18 protein-coding genes and 2 pseudogenes are annotated in these 21,622 nt (G+C 35.8%); 15 read left to right on the top strand and 5 right to left on the bottom strand.

Features of this window, described 5'->3' with window-relative positions:
- Nucleotides 1-199: 199 nt before the first annotated feature.
- The gene (locus NST97_RS10890) at nucleotides 200-1,129 is read left to right on the top strand and encodes a diacylglycerol kinase (RefSeq protein WP_063388805.1); all 930 of its coding nucleotides are present in this window, start codon (nucleotides 200-202) and stop codon (nucleotides 1,127-1,129) included.
- Nucleotides 1,130-1,325: 196 nt separating this feature from the next.
- Here NST97_RS10890 and NST97_RS10885 read toward each other — a convergent pair whose 3' ends face one another.
- A complete protein-coding gene (locus NST97_RS10885) occupies nucleotides 1,326-1,481 on the bottom strand; it encodes a Fur-regulated basic protein FbpA (RefSeq protein WP_082829588.1) in 156 nt (51 codons plus the stop codon).
- A 180-nt stretch (nucleotides 1,482-1,661) separates the two neighbouring features.
- Here NST97_RS10885 and rlmD point away from each other — a divergent pair, with 180 nt between their 5' ends.
- The 4 genes from rlmD (at nucleotide 1,662) to NST97_RS10865 (ending at nucleotide 6,571) form a co-directional block, all read left to right on the top strand.
- Nucleotides 1,662-3,035: a 23S rRNA (uracil(1939)-C(5))-methyltransferase RlmD gene (gene rlmD, locus NST97_RS10880; protein ID WP_341343218.1), complete on the top strand. Its 1,374-nt coding sequence runs from the start codon at nucleotides 1,662-1,664 to the stop codon at nucleotides 3,033-3,035.
- Between the two features lie 391 nt (nucleotides 3,036-3,426).
- A complete protein-coding gene (locus NST97_RS10875) occupies nucleotides 3,427-4,734 on the top strand; it encodes a DNA methyltransferase (RefSeq protein WP_339210472.1) in 1,308 nt (435 codons plus the stop codon).
- A 3-nt stretch (nucleotides 4,735-4,737) separates the two neighbouring features.
- Nucleotides 4,738-5,874, top strand: coding sequence for a DUF262 domain-containing protein (locus NST97_RS10870; RefSeq protein ID WP_339193443.1), 1,137 nt, complete (start codon nucleotides 4,738-4,740; stop codon nucleotides 5,872-5,874).
- The gene (locus NST97_RS10865; RefSeq protein WP_339193441.1) at nucleotides 5,861-6,571 is read left to right on the top strand and encodes an MAE_28990/MAE_18760 family HEPN-like nuclease; all 711 of its coding nucleotides are present in this window, start codon (nucleotides 5,861-5,863) and stop codon (nucleotides 6,569-6,571) included. The genes NST97_RS10870 and NST97_RS10865 overlap by 14 nt, the downstream gene beginning before the upstream one ends.
- Nucleotides 6,572-6,790: 219 nt before the next feature.
- Here the strand turns inward: NST97_RS10865 and NST97_RS19285 are convergent.
- Nucleotides 6,791-7,002, bottom strand: a pseudogene (locus tag NST97_RS19285) (transposase); the annotation flags it as partial.
- A gap of 236 nt (nucleotides 7,003-7,238) precedes the next feature.
- Here NST97_RS19285 and NST97_RS10860 point away from each other — a divergent pair.
- From NST97_RS10860 to NST97_RS10825, 8 genes and pseudogenes are all read left to right on the top strand, one after another.
- Nucleotides 7,239-8,696 (top strand): type I restriction-modification system subunit M, encoded by a 1,458-nt coding sequence (locus tag NST97_RS10860; RefSeq protein WP_341343217.1) that lies wholly within the window; start codon nucleotides 7,239-7,241, stop codon nucleotides 8,694-8,696.
- Between the two features lie 7 nt (nucleotides 8,697-8,703).
- On the top strand, nucleotides 8,704-9,861 hold the full coding sequence (locus tag NST97_RS10855) for a restriction endonuclease subunit S (RefSeq protein ID WP_339193437.1): 1,158 nt from the start codon (nucleotides 8,704-8,706) through the stop codon (nucleotides 9,859-9,861).
- Between the two features lie 48 nt (nucleotides 9,862-9,909).
- Nucleotides 9,910-13,251, top strand: coding sequence for a DEAD/DEAH box helicase family protein (locus NST97_RS10850; RefSeq protein ID WP_341343216.1), 3,342 nt, complete (start codon nucleotides 9,910-9,912; stop codon nucleotides 13,249-13,251).
- 172 nt (nucleotides 13,252-13,423) lie between these two features.
- Nucleotides 13,424-13,679, top strand: a pseudogene (locus tag NST97_RS10845) (transposase); the annotation flags it as partial.
- Nucleotides 13,680-13,940: 261 nt separating this feature from the next.
- Nucleotides 13,941-14,150, top strand: a complete 210-nt coding sequence (locus NST97_RS10840; protein ID WP_341343215.1) for a hypothetical protein — start codon at nucleotides 13,941-13,943, stop codon at nucleotides 14,148-14,150.
- An 80-nt stretch (nucleotides 14,151-14,230) separates the two neighbouring features.
- Nucleotides 14,231-15,313 (top strand): HEPN domain-containing protein, encoded by a 1,083-nt coding sequence (locus tag NST97_RS10835; RefSeq protein ID WP_341343214.1) that lies wholly within the window; start codon nucleotides 14,231-14,233, stop codon nucleotides 15,311-15,313.
- Between the two features lie 546 nt (nucleotides 15,314-15,859).
- The gene (locus NST97_RS10830) at nucleotides 15,860-16,414 is read left to right on the top strand and encodes a hypothetical protein (protein ID WP_339193432.1); all 555 of its coding nucleotides are present in this window, start codon (nucleotides 15,860-15,862) and stop codon (nucleotides 16,412-16,414) included.
- A gap of 210 nt (nucleotides 16,415-16,624) precedes the next feature.
- Nucleotides 16,625-17,056, top strand: a complete 432-nt coding sequence (locus NST97_RS10825; protein ID WP_341343213.1) for an ATP-dependent nuclease — start codon at nucleotides 16,625-16,627, stop codon at nucleotides 17,054-17,056.
- A gap of 20 nt (nucleotides 17,057-17,076) precedes the next feature.
- On the opposite strand, the gene tnpC is transcribed toward NST97_RS10825, so the two are convergent.
- From tnpC to tnpA, 3 genes are read right to left on the bottom strand one after another with little or no spacing between them, the layout of a single operon-like run.
- Nucleotides 17,077-18,654 (bottom strand): IS66 family transposase, encoded by a 1,578-nt coding sequence (gene tnpC, locus NST97_RS10820; protein WP_339211644.1) that lies wholly within the window; start codon nucleotides 18,652-18,654, stop codon nucleotides 17,077-17,079.
- A gap of 59 nt (nucleotides 18,655-18,713) precedes the next feature.
- Complete coding sequence (tnpB, locus tag NST97_RS10815; RefSeq protein ID WP_063389611.1) at nucleotides 18,714-19,070, bottom strand: IS66 family insertion sequence element accessory protein TnpB; 357 nt, start codon at nucleotides 19,068-19,070, stop codon at nucleotides 18,714-18,716.
- On the bottom strand, nucleotides 19,067-19,390 hold the full coding sequence (gene tnpA, locus NST97_RS10810; RefSeq protein WP_066247376.1) for an IS66 family insertion sequence element accessory protein TnpA: 324 nt from the start codon (nucleotides 19,388-19,390) through the stop codon (nucleotides 19,067-19,069). The genes tnpB and tnpA overlap by 4 nt, the downstream gene beginning before the upstream one ends.
- Before the next feature lie 71 nt (nucleotides 19,391-19,461).
- Between tnpA and NST97_RS10805 the strand changes: the two genes are divergently transcribed.
- Together NST97_RS10805 and NST97_RS10800 are read left to right on the top strand one after the other, a co-directional pair.
- Nucleotides 19,462-21,126, top strand: a complete 1,665-nt coding sequence (locus NST97_RS10805; RefSeq protein WP_341343212.1) for an ATP-dependent nuclease — start codon at nucleotides 19,462-19,464, stop codon at nucleotides 21,124-21,126.
- A complete protein-coding gene (locus tag NST97_RS10800; protein ID WP_341343211.1) occupies nucleotides 21,123-21,617 on the top strand; it encodes a UvrD-helicase domain-containing protein in 495 nt (164 codons plus the stop codon). Before NST97_RS10805 ends, NST97_RS10800 begins: the two co-directional genes overlap by 4 nt.
- Nucleotides 21,618-21,622 lie beyond the last annotated feature (5 nt).

The raw sequence follows: 21,622 nt of genomic DNA, 5'->3' as shown, positions 1-21,622 counted from the left end.
AATTTTTGAAGCTGGAATTTGAAAAAAGTGTTTAAATGGCGAACAGTTTTATCAAAATAAAAATAGAATAAACGTTTATTGACAAAAGTAGTATAAATGAACACAAATGATAGAAAAAACTTGTTTGTTTTGGCAAAAAGGAATAATCTATTAATGATTCTATTTTTACAATAGAAATGGATAGTATAGGATGATGTGAATGAAACGCGCAAGAATCATTTATAACCCCACATCTGGTCGAGAGGCTTTCAAAAAACAGCTCCCTGAAGTTCTTGCTAAATTTGAAGAGGCCGGCTATGAAACATCGTGCCATGCTACTACCGGTGAAGGAGATGCGACAAATGCAGCGAAACAGGCTGCTGAACGCGGGTTTGACCTCATTATCGCTGCGGGTGGAGACGGTACGGTGAACGAAGTTGTGAACGGGCTCGCAGTCATGGAAAATCGTCCGACGCTCGGAATCATCCCCGTCGGAACTACAAACGATTTTGCCCGTGCAATCGGCATTCCCCGCGACAATATTTTGCACGCAGTCGATACGCTGCTGAACGGCGTAAAAAGGAAAATAGACATTGGAAAAGTGAATAACCAATATTTTATTAATATTGCCGGCGGCGGAAAATTAACAGAGCTTACTTATGACGTTCCAAGCAAATTAAAGACCGTTTTAGGACAGCTTGCTTATTATTTAAAGGGCATTGAAATGCTCCCTTCCATCCATCCGACAGAGGTGGAAATTGAATATGATGGCAAGCTGTTTCAAGGAGAGATCATGCTGTTTTTAATCAGCTTGACAAATTCGGTCGGAGGGTTTGAAAAGCTGGCTCCAGACTCAATTTTAAATGATGGCATGTTTGATTTACTGATTTTGAAAAAAGTCAGCCTCGCGGAGTTTATTCGCCTTGCCAGCTTGGCGTTAAAAGGCGAGCATATTCACAGTGAAAATGTAATTTATACAAAAGCCAATCGGATAAAAGTAAAGACAGAAGACAAAATGCAGTTAAACTTGGACGGCGAATACGGAGGACTCCTGCCTGCTGAATTTGAAAACCTGTATCAATATATTGAGATCATCATGTCGAAAGAAAAAGCAGAAAAAAACGCGCCAATTGAAAAGAGCAGCGAATAGGCTGCTCTTTACCGTTTTTGAATAGATGAAATGCGGCTCCCCGCGCTAATTTCAACGATTTATATGACTTGTCTGCAACATTTTGCTTAAAAAAACCACTGCAAAAGCTTTGCAGGCAGCTTGTTAAACAAAATGTAATGAAAGAAAGGTGCAGCTGTTTTTACAGCCTTGCTTTCAAGCTGGAAAAACGAAATTTTTATTTTCCATAATGGTAATGATCGCTTTCAATTTTATTGACAAGTTTTAACAACTCAATGACGTTCAATTCATATAATTGTTGTCCATCTTCCCCTTTGTAAACACCGTTGGCAATAAGCTGTTCGATGAGTGACTCTTTAAAACTTTGATCCATGTAAATTCACTCCTTCAGCTAATATAGACGCTTTTTCATCAACCAATGTTACGTGCCGCCCTTTTATATTTTCATTACAATAGTATTTCCTATTATGACAATAATAAAATCACTTGGGTCATTTTTGCGGTTGTGATACAATTTTTTCAGTCCATTCTGATCAAAAAGGAAGAAAACAACATGGAAGCACCAGTGAAGAAAAATGATTATTACGATGTATTGTTTGAAGATTTAACACATGACGGGGCAGGAGTAGCCAAAATCAACGGCTTTCCTTTATTTGTCCCGAATGCTTTGCCTGGAGAAAAGGGAACAGTCAAAGTTGTCAAAGTAAAAAAAGGCTATGGATACGGACGTCTCATGAAATTATCGGAAACAAGCCCCGATCGGGCAGATGCGCTTTGTCCTATATACAAACAATGCGGAGGCTGCCAGCTTCAGCATGTAAGCTATGACGGCCAACTGCGCCATAAGCAAAAAATAGTAAAAGAAACGCTTGCCCGCATCGGAAAAGTGGATGTAGAAAAAGTCACGGTTCATCCAACGATCGGAATGAGCGATCCTTGGAATTATCGAAATAAAGCACAGGTTCCAATCGGGGAGCGGGAAGGCGCCCTGATTGCAGGCTTTTATCAGCAAAGAACGCACGAAATTATCGATATGGAGAGATGTCTCATTCAGCAGACGGAAAACGATCGAATTGTCCGAGAAGTTAAAGCGATATTGAACCGCTATCACATCCGGGCTTACAACGAACAAACCCATCAAGGATGGCTGCGCCATATCGTTGTCCGCTACGGGTATCAAACAAAGCAAGCGATGCTTGTTTTCGTTACCCGAACAGCTGATTTTCCACATAAAAAGAAAATATTAGCTGAAATTACCGCTAAATTTCCAAACATTCGATCGATTGTCCAAAACATAAACCCGAAACGGACAAACGTCATATTTGGCGAAGAAACAAAGCTGCTTTCGGGTTTGGAATATATATATGATTATATCGGATCAATTAAGTTTGCCATTTCCGCACGCTCTTTTTACCAAGTGAACCCTGAACAGACGAAGGTGCTTTACGAAAAAGCGTTAGAATACGCCGAACTTACCGGAGAAGAAACGGTCATCGACGCCTATTGCGGGATCGGAACGATTTCACTCTTCCTTGCGCAAAAAGCTAAAAAAGTGTACGGCGTGGAAATTGTGCCCGATGCCATTGAAGATGCCGAACGAAATGCAAAACTAAACGGCATCGAGAACGTTGAATTTGCCGTCGGTGAAGCAGAGGAGATCATGCCCAAATGGCATGCACAAGGAATTCGCGCAGACGTCATCGTCGTGGATCCTCCTCGAAAAGGCTGCGATCATTCACTGCTTCAAACAATTATAGCAATGAAACCAAAAAAAGTCGTCTACGTCTCCTGCAACCCGGCGACATTAGCGCGCGACATTGCCATCCTAGAACAAGGCGGCTACGAAACAAAAGAAGTCCAGCCAGTCGACATGTTCCCGCATACGGCGCATGTGGAGTGCTGTGCGTTGCTCGTAAAAAAGCTATAACTTTAAAATAAACATTTGTGATTGAAAATAAAATTTTGCGAAAAAACAGGAAGACAGGGGAGAAGGGGAAATCCTTCTCCTTCAAGCTTTGAACCCACTTTTTTTAGCAAGACTTTTATTTTTTATTTGCGAAAAAATCGAAGAATAGGTGTTATGGAAAGAATTGGTTTTTATATCAAACAGAAAATTTGGATTTAGCAAATTTTATCGAACAAAAAATTGAAGTATACATAGTGGATGAAGTGTCTTTAACAAGTATGATTAGGACTTTTTTATTTTAGGGTAAATTGATGAAGAACTTTATGATAAATATAATGAAGGAATCTTATGTTAATTACGCGTTATAATAGTGTAAACAATATTTTTATAGAAAAGACATAAGGATGAGGTTATGATGTTATTGGGAGTGTCTAACAATCCTAAGAGAGATTTTTTGTACAAATTTGGGAAAACAGCGTGGTATGAGTATTATGCAGGATATTCACCTCGATTTGTTAAAAATATTTTAGATATCCTTAATCTACAAGAAGGGGATATTATATTAGATCCTTGGAACGGAAGTGGAACAACAACTCAAGTTGCGGCAGAAAATAAATATTATTCGATAGGATTTGATATTAATCCTATTATGGTAATAGTTTCAAAGGCGAGGTGCGTTAATAGAAATTCTATACCAAAGTTATTAATGATATGTGAAAAAATAATAAAGAAAGCAAAATACTATTGGAAGTATCCTTGGATTTCGCCTGAACCACTAGAAATTTGGCTAACACCAAAGAGTGCAAAAGTGTTTAGAAATATTGAAAGAGCGATTCAACAGATTGCATGTGATAAAGATGAATATTTGATAATTTTTTATGAAGAGAGTTTGGAATCTATAAACAGTGTGGCTGCCTTTTTTTATGTTGCATTATTTAGAGCCTTGAAAAAATTTTTGGAAAAATTTAGATCATCTAACCCTACTTGGATTAAGAAACCAAAATCTCCAGAGGAAAGGGTTGATTTAAAAAAAGAGGATATTTTTAGGGAGTTCCAATATCAAGTTGAATTTATGATAAATCAATTTGAACATGAATCAGATAGTTATGTTGATTTAGAACGCTTAACGAAAATAGATATAGCATCATCGGATAATATTCCTCTTAAAGATAATGAAATAGATGCAGTCATTACCTCTCCACCATATTGTACAAGAATTGATTATGCTGTTTTAACTAGTTTAGAATTAGCTCTTATAGGATGTCCAATTGAGGAAATGGAGAAATTAAGGAAAAGAATGATTGGATCACCTGTCATTAATGAAAGTATTCCAACATTAAATAGTAATTGGGGAAAAACATGCCTTGAAACATTATCAAAAATTAGTAGCCATAATTCCAAAGCATCAAAAACTTATTATTACAAAACATATTTGCAATATTTTGATTCAATTTATAAGTCGATTGTAGAAATTAATCGTGTGTTGAAGCGAAATGGATATGGTGTCTTTGTTGTTCAAGACTCATATTATAAGGATGTACATGTTAACTTACCACAAATTATAATTGAAATGACAAAAGGTTTAGGATGGACTCAATATTGTAAAGAGGATTTTGAATCGAAAGTTTCAATGGCAGAAATAAATCCAAAAATCAGAAAATATAGAGTAAATACTAAAAGTGTGGAAAGTGTCATTATATTTAAAAAAACGAGGGGATGAAAAGTGGAAAAATCTCGAATTACAGATAATGAACTTATAGAAATTGTTGATTCTAAGATAAAAAAAGTCAGAACGAGAAGTTTAGATTTGTCATTTAATGAGTTGTTAGACATGTACGAAAATGGTGAACTTATAATAGACCCTGATTATCAGAGATTATTCCGTTGGTCTGAAGAAAAACAATCTCGCTTTATAGAATCTCTAATTTTAGAAATGCCTATCCCACCAATATATGTAATTGAGAGAGAAGAAGGAGTATATGAACTAATAGATGGTTTACAAAGGATATCTTCTTATTTACATTTTCGCGGTTCATTAAAAACTAAGAAAAACCAATATTTAACATTAACTGGGTGCGATATAGTTAATCAATTAGATGGCTACACATATAATGATTTGCCAAAGCCACTTCAAATAAAACTAAAAAGGAATTTTGTACGTGTTGAAATTATTAGAAGAGAAAGTGACCAGAGATTACGCTATTATATGTTTAAAAGGTTAAATACAGGTGGGGAACTTTTAAGTGAACAAGAAATAAGAAATTGTACTATTAGGTTGTTAGACGATAAATTTAATGAGTTTATTATTGAATTAAGCAAAAATGAAGATTTTGTAAATTGTATATCCAATTTATCTGATGAAAAGAAAGATCAAAAATATGATGAAGAATTAGTGTTACGATTTTTTGCCTTTAAAAATTATCGCCATAAATATCGACATGATGTCGGATCCTTTATGACGGATTATATGGAAGGGGTCTCTTATAAGAAAGGCGAAGAGGGACATATAGAATTTGACTATGATAAGGAAAGAGAAATTTTTAATAAAACTTTTAAAGTACTTAATTTAACTTTGGGAGAATATGTTTTTTCTAGAACGAATAACAATGGAAAATTTATATCTTCTTTTTCTCCTTATCATTTTGAAGCTTTTACTTTAGGAATACAAAAATATTTAGACCAAATTAATTATGATAATGAATTTATCGAAAAATTAAAAAATGAATTTATTGAAATAAAAAATGATAGTAATTTTAAAGCATTAACAACAGGAGGAGGTAAAAATACCCCTAATCAATTAGCGCAAAGAATTAAGTTTGTTGAGGATCGGGTAGGTGCACTAATAAATGAGAGAAATTGATTTAATTGATATCCGTTCTCAACTTGAAGAGGAAATGACATGGAGAAGTAATGAGATTAGATTATTACGTAATCAGCTTGCTTATATAGAAGATGATGAAGATAAAAAAAGATATAGAAAAGCATTAGTTGTTATGCTTTATTCACATTATGAAGGGTTTTGCAGAACAGCTTTTCTAATTTATGTAGATGCTATCAATAAAGCGAAAGTCCTACGCAAAGCAGCTAATGATTATATAGTTGCATGTTCTTTTGCAGAAGAATTTCAAGCTTATGAGGATGCTAGTAGAAAGCCTGAAATTTATAGGAAAATTTTTGGAAATAAATTACCTGACGATACAAAATTACATTCTTATGCCCGTCAAGTGGATTTTATTTCTAATATGCATTCTTTTTTAGATAAGCCGGTAACTATACCTGATACGGTTGTAGATACAGAATCTAATCTTTGGCCTGTTGTTTTAAAAAAGATATTATTTAGATTGGGTTTGCCATATGATGCTTTTAAAGAATATGAAGGCCAAATTTCAATGTTATTGAATAGGCGTAATGGAATTGCACATGGTCGTGATAAAGAAGGGTTTGATGAAAACACATATTCAGAAATTGAAAAGGCAACTTTTGAAGTAATGAAAGCAGTTATTGAAGTTATAATGAGTGCTTTAAAAGAAAAAAGATATTTAAAAGAAAGTTGCTAATTAAGTAAAGTGGCACTGGTAAATCGACAGAAGTAAAAAAGTTAATTAAGCATCCTGAGTATTGTATGTTCATAATCTATTTTTTTAATCAAATCCTAATATTATTAAAATTCCTTTTATTTAATTCCAACAGCCAGCTGGTCCGTTTGCATGTTTGGAGCATGAAGAATCCCGCGAATCTCCCTCAAGCAAAGCATCCTGTATATACTTTGGTGTGGCGGTGGAGAGCTCTCCATCTCTTGTGAGTGGAAAGATGTACGAGGTCAACGTCTTACTCGGGTCGTCAACTGACGTGGATACGAAGTTTCAATCGCCTTTTCGTTCTTCTATGTGTTCATAAGGTGCGTCTCTAGCTGCTCTTCTACTTGCGCCTCGAGAATTTGATTCAGGACTGGTTCCGGCGAATTGGTTAATCCCTCATCTCTGGTCATAACTCATACCAAAATTAACAATTTATAGTAATATGACATAGAGCCACTGTTACTTTCCTCTTTATGTTTGCTGTTTATTCTATACAAAGAGGGAACAACATGGCTCTTTTTCTATTTTCTTTTTTACACAATGACGAACTTAATTTTGACAGCAGGTTTAATTTCATTATATTGGAGTTTTTAATGCTGATAGAACAATGTATAATTAAATTCGGAAATAATAAGGAGGCTGCTATATGATTACTGGAGAATTAAAGAACAAAGTCGATAAAATATGGGAAACGTTTTGGACGGGCGGAATTACGAACCCGCTGACGGTCATTGAACAATTTACATACCTCTTATTTATTAAAGGACTCGATGAAGCTGAAACCCAAAGAGAACAAGAGGCTGCTTTATTAGGAATTGAGTTTGAACGAATCTTTCCTGAAGATAAACAACACTTGCGTTGGAGCAAGTTTAAAAATCTAGAAGCTTCCCAAATGTATGAAATTGTATCTGAGGAAGTATTTCCTTTTATTAAAAGCTTGCATGGCAATAAAAATTCCGCATATGCCAAGTATATGAGCGATGCGATTTTTATGATTCCTATGCCGCAAATGCTTTCCAAAATTGTGGACGGCATTGATAAGCTCCCAATGAAGGACCGCGATTTACAAGGGGATTTATATGAATATTTGCTATCCAAAATCGCGACAGCAGGTACGAACGGGCAATTCCGCACGCCGCGTCATATTATCAAGATGATGGTAGAGTTAGTCAAACCAACACCGGAAGATATTATTGTTGATCCGGCCGCCGGTTCCGCAGGGTTTTTAGTCGCAGCGGGCGAATATTTGCGCAAACATCGCAGCGACTTATTTTTAGTGCAAAGTTTAAAAGAGCATTTTAATAACCATATGTTCTACGGTTTTGATATGGACCGCACGATGTTGCGCATCGGTGCGATGAACATGATGCTTCACGGCATTGAAAATCCGAATATCGAATATCGCGACTCCTTGTCGGAACAAAACAAAGATAAGGACAAATACACCCTTGTCCTTGCCAATCCGCCGTTTAAAGGCTCCTTGGATTACGAAGCCGTTTCTAGTGACCTATTAAAAATTACAAAAACAAAGAAAACAGAGCTTTTATTCTTGGCGTTATTCTTACGCATCTTAAAAACGGGCGGACGCTGTGCGTGCATCGTGCCAGATGGGGTATTGTTCGGCAGCTCGAAGGCGCATAAAGACATCCGCAAAGAAATTGTGGAAAATCATAAATTAGAAGCGATTATTTCCATGCCAAGCGGCGTATTTAAACCATACGCCGGCGTTTCAACAGCGGTTATGATTTTTACGAAAACAGGCGTAGGCGGAACGGATCAAGTATGGTTCTATGACATGAAAGCCGATGGCTACTCGTTGGATGACAAGCGTACCCCGATTGAGGAAAATGACATTCCGGACATCATTGCGCGCTTCCATAACCGTGAAGCGGAAAAAGACCGGAAACGTACGGAGCAGTCGTTCTTCGTGCCGGTGGAAGAAATCCGGGAAAATGACTATGACCTTTCGATTAACAAATATAAAGAAATTGAGTATGAAGAAGTACAGTATGAAGCGCCAAGTGTGATACTTGAAAGAGTGGAAACGTTGGAAAAAGAGATTATGCAAGGATTACAAGAGTTGAAACAAATGATTAGAGGGTAGGGGTCTTATGACAGTAACTTTAAAGAGACTTGGTGACATAGCCACTTATGTTAATGGTTATGCTTTTAAGCCTACTGACTGGAAAAACAAAGGTTTGCCTATAATAAGAATTCAAAACTTGACAAACCCAGATAGCCCATTTAACTATTATCAAGGGGAAATTGATGATAAATATATTGTAAATAAAGGAGATATACTCATATCTTGGTCCGCTAGTCTAGGTGTATTTGAATGGTTGGGAGAGAAAGCAGTACTAAATCAACATATCTTCAAAGTTATTTTCGACAAAGAGGATATTGATAAAAGTTATTTTAAATATATAGTACAAAGGTCTTTAGAAAGAGCATTAAAATATTTACATGGTTCTACCATGAAACACATTACTAAAAAATACTTTGATAATATTCTTGTCCCTATTCCAGATTTAGTAACACAGAAAAAAATAGCTAAAGTACTAGACAAAGCCCAAGAACTCATCGACAAACGAAAAGCCCAAATTGAAGCGTTGGACCAGTTAACGCAAAGTGTGTTTTTGGAGATGTTTGGGGATCCAATCAAAAATACAAATCAATACAAGAAAGAAAAGTTAGCTAATTTGTGTATTAAAATAACGGATGGTACTCATCACTCGCCACCTACTGTAAAAGAAGGTATCCCGTACATTACTGCTAAACACTTGAACAAGGGAGGCCTAGATTTCTTCAAAGACCCTACTTACGTCTCGCTAGAAGATCATCAAAAAATTTATGAAAGATGTAACCCAGAGAAAGGGGACGTTCTATATATAAAAGATGGAGCTACAACAGGCATTGCTGCAATAAATCATTATGATTTCGAATTTAGTATGCTATCTAGTTTGGCACTTATTAAAGTCGATTTTAATAAATTGAATAATTACTATTTAACCCATTTTCTTAATAACGAGAGAGTTTTCAGAAAAATAACAAGTGGTATGAACGGTGGAGCAATTAAGAGACTAACATTAAAAAAAATTAACAATATTGAGGTAGTTGTTCCTCCTATTGAATTACAAAATCAATTTGCTGAAATTATTAAAAAAATTGAAATTCAAAAAGAATTATTGCAGAAAAGTTTAGAAGAACTCGAAAATAACTTCAATTCCCTCATGCAACGTGTATTTAAGGGAGAACTATTCAACGATTAATAAATGTGAAGGAAATTCATGTTGGTTTGGTCGAGGGAGGGGGATTTGTTGTTATCCAACTTTCATTTTTTAATAGGAAAACCTCATTATGAGAGCTTTACAAATGCTTGTTTAGAGGCGGAGAAAAGTTTGGTTGTGAGTCCGGCGACGTGCGCGATTTTGACGCGCCGTGCGCTGGAGCTTGCCGTTAAGTGGGTGTACAGCTTTGACAGCGCTTTGAAAGTTCCGTATCAAGATAATCTTTCCAGTTTGATTCATGACAACGTCTTTTTGTCCATTATTGATGAAGACTTGTTGCCGTTGTTGCGTTACATTGTCAAACTGGGAAATGTCGCGGTTCATACGAACTCGATGATTACGAGGGAAGAAGCGATTCTTTCCCTGCATAATCTTCATCAGTTCGTCTCTTGGATTGATTATTGTTATTCGGATGAATATACGGCTACGGACTTTGACGAATCATTGCTGCCAATCGGAGAGGAAAAGCGCGAGCGTCCGGAAGAATTGAAAGATTTATACGAACGGCTAAGTTCCAAAGACAAGCGTCTTGAAGAGATGATGAAAGAAAACGAACAGCTTCGCGCTCTTCTCACCGCCAAACGGGAAGCGAATACAAAAGAATATCACTTCCAAGTCGATGAACTAAGCGAATGGGAAACAAGAAAGAAATATATTGATTTAGATTTGAAGCTGGCGGGTTGGGAATTTAAAAAGGACGTTATTGTGGAATACCCTGTCGTTGGCATGCCGAATGAGGAAGGAGTCGGCTATGTCGATTACGTTCTTTTTGGCGATAACGGAAAGCCGCTGGCGGTCATCGAAGCGAAACGGACAACCGCTGACCCGAACAAAGGAAAGCAACAAGCCAAGCTATACGCCGACTGCATTGAGAAAATGCATGGCCAACGTCCGATTATTTTTTACACAAACGGTTTTGAAACGTATATTTGGGACGACCTTAACTATCCGGCGCGGAGAGTTTCCGGCTTTTACAATAAGGAAGAATTAAGCTTGCTTATTGATCGTCGGACGATGAAGAAGCCGCTAAAAAATGTGCAAATCAATGACAACATAACGAATCGCTATTACCAAAAAGAAGCGGTTTTAGCCGTATGTGACGCGCTTGAGAACAAACGGCGCAAAGCGTTGCTTGTCATGGCGACGGGGAGCGGCAAAACCCGGACGGCGATTTCGATTGTCGATGTTCTTACCCGTCATAATTGGGTAAAAAATATTTTGTTTTTAGCGGACCGCAAAACTCTGGTAACGCAAGCCAAAAACAGCTTTAGCCATTTGTTGCCGAACTTGACACTTTGTAATTTGCTCGATAACAAAGATAATCCAGAGGAAAGCCGCATGGTGTTTTCGACGTACCCGACAATGATGAACGCGATTGACGAAGCGAAACGAAAAGACGGCAAACGCCTCTTTACCGTCGGGCATTTTGATTTAATTATCGTCGATGAATCCCACCGCAGTATTTATAAGAAGTACCGAGCAATTTTTGACTATTTTGACGCAATATTGCTTGGGCTTACCGCCACACCAAAGGACGAAATTGACCGCAATACGTATGAAGTGTTTGATCTGGAAAACGGTGTGCCGACCTATGCCTATGAGTTAGATCAAGCAGTTCAAGATGGATATTTAGTGGATTATCGTACCATTGAAACAAAGCTTAAATTTCTTGAAGAGGGCATTCATTACGATGAGTTATCTGATGAAGAAAAAGAACGATATGAAGAAACATTTGATGATGAAGTAGGCGAGGATATTGACAGTGCAGCGTTAAACGAATGGCTGTTTAATGACGATACGATTGATACGGTACTCAGAGATTTAATGGAAAAAGGAATTCGCGTCGAAGGCGGAGACAAACTCGGCAAAACGATTATTTTTGCGAAAAATCATCGTCATGCGGAACGGATTGTGGAGCGCTTTGATCAATTGTTCCCTGAATACAAGGGCGGCTTTGCACGAGTCATTGATTACAGCGTGAACTACTACCAAACATTAATCGATGATTTTTCCGACCGTAACAAATGGCCGCAAATTGCGGTATCGGTCGATATGCTCGATACTGGAGTGGATATTCCGGAAGTCGTCAACCTTGTGTTCTTTAAAAAGGTACGCTCCAAATCAAAGTTTTGGCAAATGATTGGACGCGGAACCCGTTTATGCAAAGACTTATTCGGAGTCGGACAAGATAAAACGCATTTCCTTATTTTTGACTATTGCGGCAACTTTGAGTTTTTCCGGGAAAATCCGAAAGGAATCGAAGGAAAAGCGGTGGAAAGCTTAACGGAGCGTCTATTTAATGCCAAAATCGAAATCATTAAAGAACTGCAGCATTTACAATACCAAGAAGAAGAGTATATTGCCTATCGCAATGAATTGATTGACGAGGTGCTAGCGGAAATCAATAAGTTAAACGAAGAAAACTTCCTCGTACGCCAACATATTCAATACGTACACAAGTTTAAAAATCGGGCTAAATGGGACTCCTTAACAGCGATGGATGTTAATGAAATCAAAGAACATATTTCGCCGCTGATTGTTCCGCTAAACGATGATGAATTGGCGAAACGTTTTGATTTGCTTATGTACACGATTGAGCTGGCGAAGCTGCAAACGAAAAATGCGACGAGGCCGATTCGGAGTGTGATTCGCACCGCAGAGGCGTTATCTAAGCTCGGTTCAATTCCTCAAGTGATGGAGCAAAAATACATCATCGAAAAGGTGCAGACGGAAGAGTTTTGGAGCGAAGCCGATATTTTCGAATTGGAAGCTGTTCGCGAAGCGTTGCGTGACTTAGTTAAATTCCTTGAAAAAGAAACGCAAAAAATTTACTATACGAACTTTAAAGACCAAGTTTTAGAGGTCAAAGAAAACGGTCCGATGTTTACTGTCAATGATCTGAAAAATTATCGGAAAAAGGTGGAACATTATCTGCACGAACACCGCGACCAGATGGCCATTTATAAGCTGCGAAATAATAAAAAGCTAACCGTCCAAGACTTAAAAACGTTGGAGCATATTCTTTGGAATGAGCTTGGCACACAGGAAGATTATAAAAGAGAATTCGGAGACACACCGATTACAAAACTTGTCCGCCAAATCGTCGGCCTTGACCCGCAGGCCGCCAACGAAGCGTTTTCCGAATTTTTATCAAGCGAACTATTGAACATCCAACAAAGCCGTTTTGTCAAATTGATCGTCGATTACTTTGTGAAAAACGGAGTCATGGACAAGCGGGTGCTGCAGGAAGAACCGTTTAAAACCATCGGCAGCATTGTTGAACTCTTTAAAGACAACATGGATGACGCGCGGAAGATTATTAGTATTATCGATGAGATTAACCGGAATTCGGAAGATATTGTGGGGGCGTAGCAAAAGCGTTCTTTGTGATATCTGGTTAGCCGTTGGGGTTGTTGCTAACGTTTCAATATATTTTGTTTTTCTTCGGTGTTAAGGCATCTTTGAGGCTGGAAACGTCTTGAAGATGCCTTATATTTCTTATACATATGGAACAAGTACAAAAATTGTCTAGATAGCTTATATTGAGTCAAAATGGTCCGGCAAATATCCAAAAAAGTTCAATCTTGGGCCAATGAGTTGGGTATCCTCCTTACATTTATGGATGATTCAAGCTGTATTCGAAATGTGATTTACACAACCAATACTATCGAATGAACGATCAAGGAGATTCGGAAACGTCTAAAGCCGATGAACAGTTTAAGCAGTTTAGAGTCTGCAGAAAAAGTCGTGCATTTAACCATCTAGGACTTTGATGAGAAAGGGCAGGACGAAAGTTGTGAGGATTTGTCGAAGCGCAGGAAGCCCTCCAACGCATGTTTGAAGAACGTTACAATTAACCAAATAATGTAAATGTATATGATAAGGGGATTCTCCTTTTCTACAAAGGGTACTGAATATTCAGTCTTATGTGTGGAGGAAACGAGTCCACTATCCATTCCAAATCTATTTCAGAGATACCCATCTTGCATTACACAAAATTCTTGACGGTACCAATATTTTTTTAATCAATATCACAAATTAATAGGAGAGGGAGGGTTTAAATGGGGACTAAAATATTGATTAATTCATCAATTTTTCCTGTGATAATGAGTATTCAAGAAAAAGACATTAATGGTGAATACACAAAAGTTTATCATTTACCTAGAAGCGTTAATTCATTATATCTAGAAAATATTAAAGATAAAAATGAAATAAACCTTCTTATAAAATATGCGAATAAGGAAAAATTTAGTGATAAAGGGGCTGTCTAATAATCGATTTTCCGGCTTATAGACGCCCTTTAATGTTTTAGAAATGTTGATATATCAATGCTTATGATGTTCCGTTTTCAATGGATTTTGACTTTCTGGACAGCCCCTTCCTTAACAATATAAAAAAGCCAGATATTAATAGTGAAAGTAAAACTATGGATTTTTTGACAAACTTTGGCGTAGAAATGATCAATAATAATGGTATTACAGAATTACAACTTATTGAGGATTATGTTCCTTATATTAAAAAGGAAACTTGGGAATGCATTGTACTTGATATTTTAAAAGATTTATACACCAATATTATAAGACAATATGATTTTGGAGATATTCAGATTTATTTGGGTCCTTGGAAGACAGACTTTAACGAAGAAAATCAATCACTATTAAATTCTTTTAGAAGTGCTTTTCTTTTTACGCTTGTCAGCTTTCTCTATGGAGATAACAGACATTTATATAACTCGTTTTATGAATTTTTTAACAGTGAATTTTCAAAACGTATAGCTTTTGTGTATGGAATTTGGAAAACCAAAAAAGCTGGGGAAAAAGTTAAGTACATACCTATATATGATAGTTTTTTTAATATGAAAGGTTTACAAGTTGATGAATTAATAGAAATAATACTTGCTGTATTGGAAAATAACGAGCTATCTATGAATGATAAGGATATGATCAAAAATGCAATTATTAATGGTGCAGAGACTTTCCATAAAAACGTAGATGCACAAACACTACAATTAGAAAAAACACTAATTAAACCAGTAGTAAATTATATAATGGAAATACAATCAGCTGCTGATGACTTGAAGGCTGCTCAAACCTTACATGGAGAACAGTTGTATAATCAGTCTGTTAATAGATCTTATTATTCAATGATGCATTCATTGAAAGCATTATTAGAAAAAGAAAAAATGCTTTCTGACTGGGAGCCAAGTGTTTTGAACGTTAAAGAAAATCATAAACAATTAGAGAATAAATTAATAACTTTGGTAAATAATGGTATAATATCGCAAAGTTATTTAAATTCATTTAGATATGTTAAACAAAAAAGATGGATAGCAGATTATAATATTGCAAAAATAGATGAACCAGAAAGCAAAGATTGTATAAATAAAGCGGATGAATTTTTATCAGAGGTCAAAAGAATTACGCAGATTGGTTAAGCTATTTAAATGATTGGGAGGCTCCTTTAAAAACAATTAGGTAAAGTGAGCAGAAAAAAATATTATTTTCGGTAAAATAAGCATCGAGGTATTCTTTGATGCTTGCTTTACCGAATTTTTATATTAAGAATCCCTTGATATCAAAGGATTTAAGTATTCTTTATTTTTATGTTACAAGCTAATTAAAAAGTCCTCGGTAAAACTTGCAAAAAAGCAGAGAATATGGCCAAAATTAAGAGGAAAACTGTATAGAATAACGGTGAGATTGTCCAAAGAGTTGATAGAGAAAGTATTACGAAGTTGCCTTAGTACGATTATAATTGTAGCGTCTGAAGTTTTGCACGTTATATTTCTTATTACCCTGTTTATCTCTATGAATGATTTTTGTGATTAACTGATTAATTTCTAACTGTGGCAATTCTTCATTGTCTGTCTTTCTATATAGAGAGAAGGTATTAATAAACAAAAATTTTGAAGTCTAGAAAAATTAAATTAAAATCCAAAGCAATTAAAGTATCAACCTAATCATTTGTTAGGAGAATGTATATGAGGGTAGGTCTTATGTATATTGATAGTATCTTTAATAATGAAGAAATTAAAGAATTAAAAAGTTTTTTAGATATAGAAGGAGTGAATTTTAAGGTCATTGATAAGGGAAGAAGAATTACTGCAAATATTGATGAGTTAAATCCAGTAATAACTATTTTTATTGACTTTGTAATTAGTAGCGGTCTCCTTGTATCTTTAGGTGCGAGTGTGGTGTGGGATGGATTTAAAACAATGGTTAAATATGTTGTTTTAAAAACAAAAGGTAAAAAATTTTATAAAGTGACATCTAAGAAAGTTGAAGAACGCGACCGAACTATAAGTATCGTAACACGTATTAACAATAATGAAATATTTTTTAAGTTGGAAGGCCTTGAGAGTGTAGAGGAGTTAGATTTAGCGCTTGAAAAATTACTTCCTATGATTGAAAAACAACTTAATGAAATGAAAAGCAATAATCAAATTTATATTGCTAGTTTCGATAAAATACTAAATGAGTGGGTTACTGATAATTTTATAGAGAAAATAAGAAGGGAAAATGGCTTAAAAAGATAAGCCATGCTGATAGTTAAAGGCAAACACTCCTACATCAAAATTGTTTGCGATTACCACTCAAGGCATGTGGAGAGTTGTGCGTTGCTTATAAAAAAATAAATATTTGGAAAAGCTCGTTTCTGAAAATCAATGAAACGGGCTTTTTCGAGGAACATATATTTTTTAATGTACTATATTCAAATTAATTATCGTGTAAAGGGGATTTAAGAAATGTATATTTCGAGCATAGAACTAAATAATTATAGAAATTTTAGGTCAAATATTATTGAATTTAACAAAGGAATTAACGTAATTATTGGCTCTAATAATTCAGGTAAATCTAATTTATTAAGAGCTATGGCATTAATATTTAACCCTTCTGAAAAAAAGAATTTATCTATTGATGATTTTAATAAGACTATTTCACTTGAAGAACTAAAATTGCAACCACCTAAAATTAATATTTCAGTAACTTTTAGTCAAGATGATAAAGAAAATTTAATGGGAGATGATTTGGTTATAGTAAGTCAATGGTTGACTAAATTGGAGGAGCCATACGAAGCAAAATTACATTATGAATTTTGCTTGCCATTAAAACACCATGAAGATTATAAAAGAATGTTATCTTCAGGTAAGCGTAAAATAGTCCACACCTACCTTTAGATGTGGACTATTGTTATGATTTATTTAGCTTTATTAGGAACACGACATTCTTCTGGAATTGTTGTGGACCAAGGAAGGAGTTGATCTAATTTTTCTTTGTCAGTCAGATTAATATTTGGAAGCTGTTCAAATAAATATTTAAGGTAATTGAATGGGTTTAATCCGTTTTCCTTCGCAGTCTCCACAATGCTATAAATGATTGCGCTGGATTTAGCCCCCTTTATGGTATTGCTAAACAGCCAGTTTTTCCTCCCGATTACAAACGGTTTAATGGATCGTTCTGCGCGGTTGTTATCAATTTCTAAACGACCATCCTCTAAAAAAGCTACTAAACGGTCCCATTGATTACGACAATATTTAATGGCTTGCCCAAGTGCACTTTTTGGCAACACTCTTGGGGCTTGTTCATGAAGCCATGCCAAAAAAGCCTCCAATACCGGTTGGCTGCGTTCTAAACGTTTCTTATAACGTTCTTCAGGACTAACGTCCTTTAAATCCCGTTCTATCGAGAAAAGTTGGTTACAGAATGCAAGACCTTCTTTGGCTTTAACGTGAGTAGTTTTAGCCGATTCAGGAAGAGCCTGCAAAGCTTCTGTGAATTTACGTCTGGCATGAGCCCAACAACCGACCAGACTGACATCAGGGATTCCGTTATAACCGGCATACCCGTCCACATGTAAATATCCACGGAAACCTTCCAAAAATCGTAAAGGATGTTTGGATGCACGGGTTCGCTGGTAGTCATACAAAACAATTGGAGGCCCCATTCGTCCTGTCCGATAAAGCCACATAAATGATTTGGAAGTCGCTCGTCGGTCAGGTTCTGAAAGAACCTGTAAGGTGGTCTCATCCGCATGGAGGATATCCTGATTCAATAGATGGTTACGCATTCGGTCGTAAACAGGACTCAACCAGGTGTCGGCTCCATACAAAATCCAATTGGATAAAGTTTGCCTGGAAATGAATATGCCAAATCGCTCCAGATGTTTTTCCTGGCGATACAAAGGCATACTTTCAACGTATTTCTGCGTCATCGTATAAGCCATTGACGATGGAGATGCCAGACTTCCCGGAAAAACAGGAGCCGGCATTTTCGCCGTGACAATAGGCGTTTCTATTTCATGGCGTTCACAATGACGGCAACTATAAACATATTGGACATGCTTTTTCACTTTTACTTGTGCTGGAATAACTTCTATTTCTCTGCGTACTTGCGTACTCATTTCGTGTAGAGGTCCAGCGCAACACGAACAAACCTGTTCCTCAGCTGGCAAACGGTATTCCACCGTTTCAGTAGGCAGGTTTTCTAGTTTTTCATCTCGACGATTTCGCTCCTTCTTGCGTGTATATGTAATGGTTTCAATCGTCGGTTCTTCATCATCAGGATTTGCGGTAGCTTCAGCTTCATTGAAAAGGGACAGTTGGTCTGAATTGGTCTTCTCACTGGAAGAACCAAAACGACGTTGTTGACTTAACCGAAATTGCTCCTCATACCATTTTAGCTTCGCTTCCAAAGCTTCCTTTTCTATTTCAAGCTTTTCGTTACGCGCTTTATAGTATTCAATTGTTTCCTGAATTTTTGTGTCCGTGTTTTTCATAGTTCCAGTATACGCAAAAGAATCCGGCTTGACCAGTCGGATTCTCAAGTTTTTTAATTTCATAGAATCGTGCGTGCTTTCACTGTGGGATGGGCTTGTTTTTGTTCGATGGATAAGCCATCTAATAACCAGCGTAGCTGACGAGGACTGATATCCATCGGCACTCCTTCTTGTTCAGATGGCCAGTTGAAAGTTCCTCTTTCTAATCTTCGATAATGGAGCCAAAACCCATTATTATCCCACTGTAGAATTTTAAGTTTATCCCTTTTCCGATTACAGAAAACAAATAAACAAGGGGAAAATGGATCCAAATCGAAGCATTCTTTGACGATGACTGCGAGACCATCAATCGATTTCCGGAGATCGGTGCTTCCACGTGCAAGGTACACTCGTTCAAAATTTGCGTTAGATATCATCGATTTTGAATCACACGCACTACATCGGAAAGTAGATTCAAATCGGTGCCTGGACGTACTTCGATGGACAGTGCACCGTAATGAATAAGCACAGATTCCTGACCCGTATGATGGGAGGAGATTTCTTGGACATCCACCGTCAACCATTTTGATTGATGCTCGTTCGTAGAAATTTCTTCCTCACGAAACTTTCGAATCCAGTAGTACATCTGATGTATTTTTACATCATTGATGCGAGACCACTCAGCAGCACTCAATCCACTTGTTTTCCAAGCATCATACCTGGATTTCCATTCTATTCTTTTGTCAGCATCATTCATAGCATAACCTCCAGCATTTTTTCTATGGAGATTATCTCATGTAACATTCACAACTAGAAGGTGCTGAGTATTTGACGCTTACGTCTTCAGCAAAATCTGAAGTAGAGGCTTGGGAAATTATTGATAGAAATTTTTTAAGGCTATATACATACAAAATTTATGGTGGTAATTTAGAAAATCAAATTATAGCAGATGGAGAGTATTTAAAGAAATTTGATTATCAGTTTTTAGATGCTATTCGAGATGTGGAAAGGGACATGTTTAGCGGGAAGAATACACTTTTAAAAAATGTTTTAGATTTCTTTATGGACTATGATATTAAGTCTAAAAATATAGATGATAGTGAAAAAGAACAACTAATAAAAAATAAAAAAATGCAATTTGAAGAAAAGGCTAAATTATTACTGGATTTATTGAATGAAAGGATGCTAGAAGGCAAGAAACAAATTTTATCGTATTCAAAAGATATAGGTGCTTCTTTTGATAATACTGTACCCAATTTTGCAGGCAGCATTACAGATATTGAACTTTATTCAGCACTTCGATTAATTATAGAAAATAAAACTGGAATTCAATTGCCTATAACACATAATGGCCTTGGCTATAATAATTTGATTTTTATGTCTTTATTATTGGCAAAAATGCAAGTAAATGCGAATGAAACGTATCTAGGAAGCAATGCGAAAGTATATCCAATGCTTATTATTGAAGAACCAGAAGCACATTTACATCCTACGATGCAAGGACAACTATTAAAGTTTTTAAAACAAAATTTAAAACAAAAAAAGGTGCGACAAATATTTATAACTACACATTCCACTCATATAACAGGATCATTAAGTTTAGATGAATTGATTTGTTTATATAAGGTTAAAAATGAAACACACGTTAGTTATCCAGGTAGAGTTTTTGAAAATAATGAAGATAGTAAGAAATATGTGGAAAGATTTTTAGATGCTACAAAATCCAATATGCTCTTTGCAGAAAAAATAATTTTAGTAGAAGGAATGGCAGAACAATTGCTTATGTCTGTTTTTGCTGAGTATTTAGAAAAGTTGTTAGAAGATAACCATGTAGCAGTTATCAATGTAGGTGGAAGATACTTCGATCATTTTTTATATTTATTTAATACTAAAAATAAATATGCAATTAATAGAAAAGTTGCATGTATTACAGATAGAGATCCAGAAAGAAAAAATCTTTCAGTAGAAAAAACTTCCTATAAAAAATGCTACCCTTTTGAAATGCAAATTGAACCGACACAATATGAATATAAATGTAATAAACGAAAAGCAGACTATTCATCAAACATTGAATTTTTCTTACAGGATGAGGTTTATGGAAAAACTTTAGAGTATGATTTAATTCGTTTTAACCCTACTGCTGAAATTTTAATAACAAATTCAATGTCGAATAAAGAAGAAATAAAAGAACTCATGGATTTGTATAAGAAAGGTAAAGATCTAAATAAAATGTTTGAACGAATAAGTAAATCTGAAGAAAATAATAGAATTATTGAGGCACTTCAAAACCCAAATTTGAAATGGGCTGAAAATGACAAAAAAATAGCATTAATAGCTGCTAGATATTTAAATTCAGTGGGCAAAGGTGTTAATGCTTTGGAATTAGCTCATGTTTTGCAAGAAAATTTAACAAAAAAAGGTACGAAAGAATATGTGGATTTTGTTGTACCTGATTATATAAAGGAAGCTATAGAATGGGTGTGTGAAAATTGATTACTATAACTTCTAGCGATTTAATTCCTATAGAGCAACATTTTAAAGTCATAGCTGGGCCAGGTGCAGGAAAAACACATTGGTTAGTTAACCATATAAAAAATGTTGTTAAAAATTCAGTGAGATTAGAAAAGACACGGAAGATAGCATGTATCACATACACAAATATTGCTGTAGAAACTATTATGAAAAGGTTAGGTACTAGCATAGCTAACAGAGTAGAAGTATCTACTATTCATAGTTTTTTATATAGGCATGTTGTAAAACCCTATCTTTTTATAATAGCTGATGAATTTGAAGTGAACTTTAAAAAAGTTAATGGTCATGAAAGTATAAGTCCCCGATACTCTATTATAAGAAAATGGTTAGAGAGTCATAAACGAGTAGATGATTTAGTAGCTCCTAATACTTGGAAGCAATTACTCCGTGAAGAAAAGTTCGATTCTTTGCTAAGTAAGCGTCAAATCTTGCACACCTTCTTGATGTGCTAATTTCA

The organism is Aeribacillus sp. FSL K6-1305 (assembly GCF_038050115.1).
GTDB classification, from domain to species: domain Bacteria; phylum Bacillota; class Bacilli; order Bacillales; family Aeribacillaceae; genus Aeribacillus; species Aeribacillus composti.
Note: the sequence above shows the minus strand (reverse complement) of the source record. Positions and strands in the feature narration are given on the sequence as shown.

Coding starts and splice junctions, on each gene's coding strand:
- NST97_RS10890 (WP_063388805.1), top strand. CDS start 200: ATGAAACGCGCAAGAATCATTTATAACCCCACATCTGGTCGAGAGGCT.
- NST97_RS10835 (WP_341343214.1), top strand. CDS start 14,231: ATGGATTTTGACTTTCTGGACAGCCCCTTCCTTAACAATATAAAAAAG.
- NST97_RS10855 (WP_339193437.1), top strand. CDS start 8,704: ATGACAGTAACTTTAAAGAGACTTGGTGACATAGCCACTTATGTTAAT.
- tnpB (WP_063389611.1), bottom strand. CDS start 19,070: ATGATATCTAACGCAAATTTTGAACGAGTGTACCTTGCACGTGGAAGC.
- rlmD (WP_341343218.1), top strand. CDS start 1,662: ATGGAAGCACCAGTGAAGAAAAATGATTATTACGATGTATTGTTTGAA.
- tnpC (WP_339211644.1), bottom strand. CDS start 18,654: ATGAAAAACACGGACACAAAAATTCAGGAAACAATTGAATACTATAAA.
- NST97_RS10840 (WP_341343215.1), top strand. CDS start 13,941: ATGGGGACTAAAATATTGATTAATTCATCAATTTTTCCTGTGATAATG.
- NST97_RS10865 (WP_339193441.1), top strand. CDS start 5,861: ATGAGAGAAATTGATTTAATTGATATCCGTTCTCAACTTGAAGAGGAA.
- tnpA (WP_066247376.1), bottom strand. CDS start 19,390: ATGAATGATGCTGACAAAAGAATAGAATGGAAATCCAGGTATGATGCT.
- NST97_RS10830 (WP_339193432.1), top strand. CDS start 15,860: ATGAGGGTAGGTCTTATGTATATTGATAGTATCTTTAATAATGAAGAA.
- NST97_RS10875 (WP_339210472.1), top strand. CDS start 3,427: ATGATGTTATTGGGAGTGTCTAACAATCCTAAGAGAGATTTTTTGTAC.
- NST97_RS10885 (WP_082829588.1), bottom strand. CDS start 1,481: ATGGATCAAAGTTTTAAAGAGTCACTCATCGAACAGCTTATTGCCAAC.
- NST97_RS10860 (WP_341343217.1), top strand. CDS start 7,239: ATGATTACTGGAGAATTAAAGAACAAAGTCGATAAAATATGGGAAACG.
- NST97_RS10825 (WP_341343213.1), top strand. CDS start 16,625: ATGTATATTTCGAGCATAGAACTAAATAATTATAGAAATTTTAGGTCA.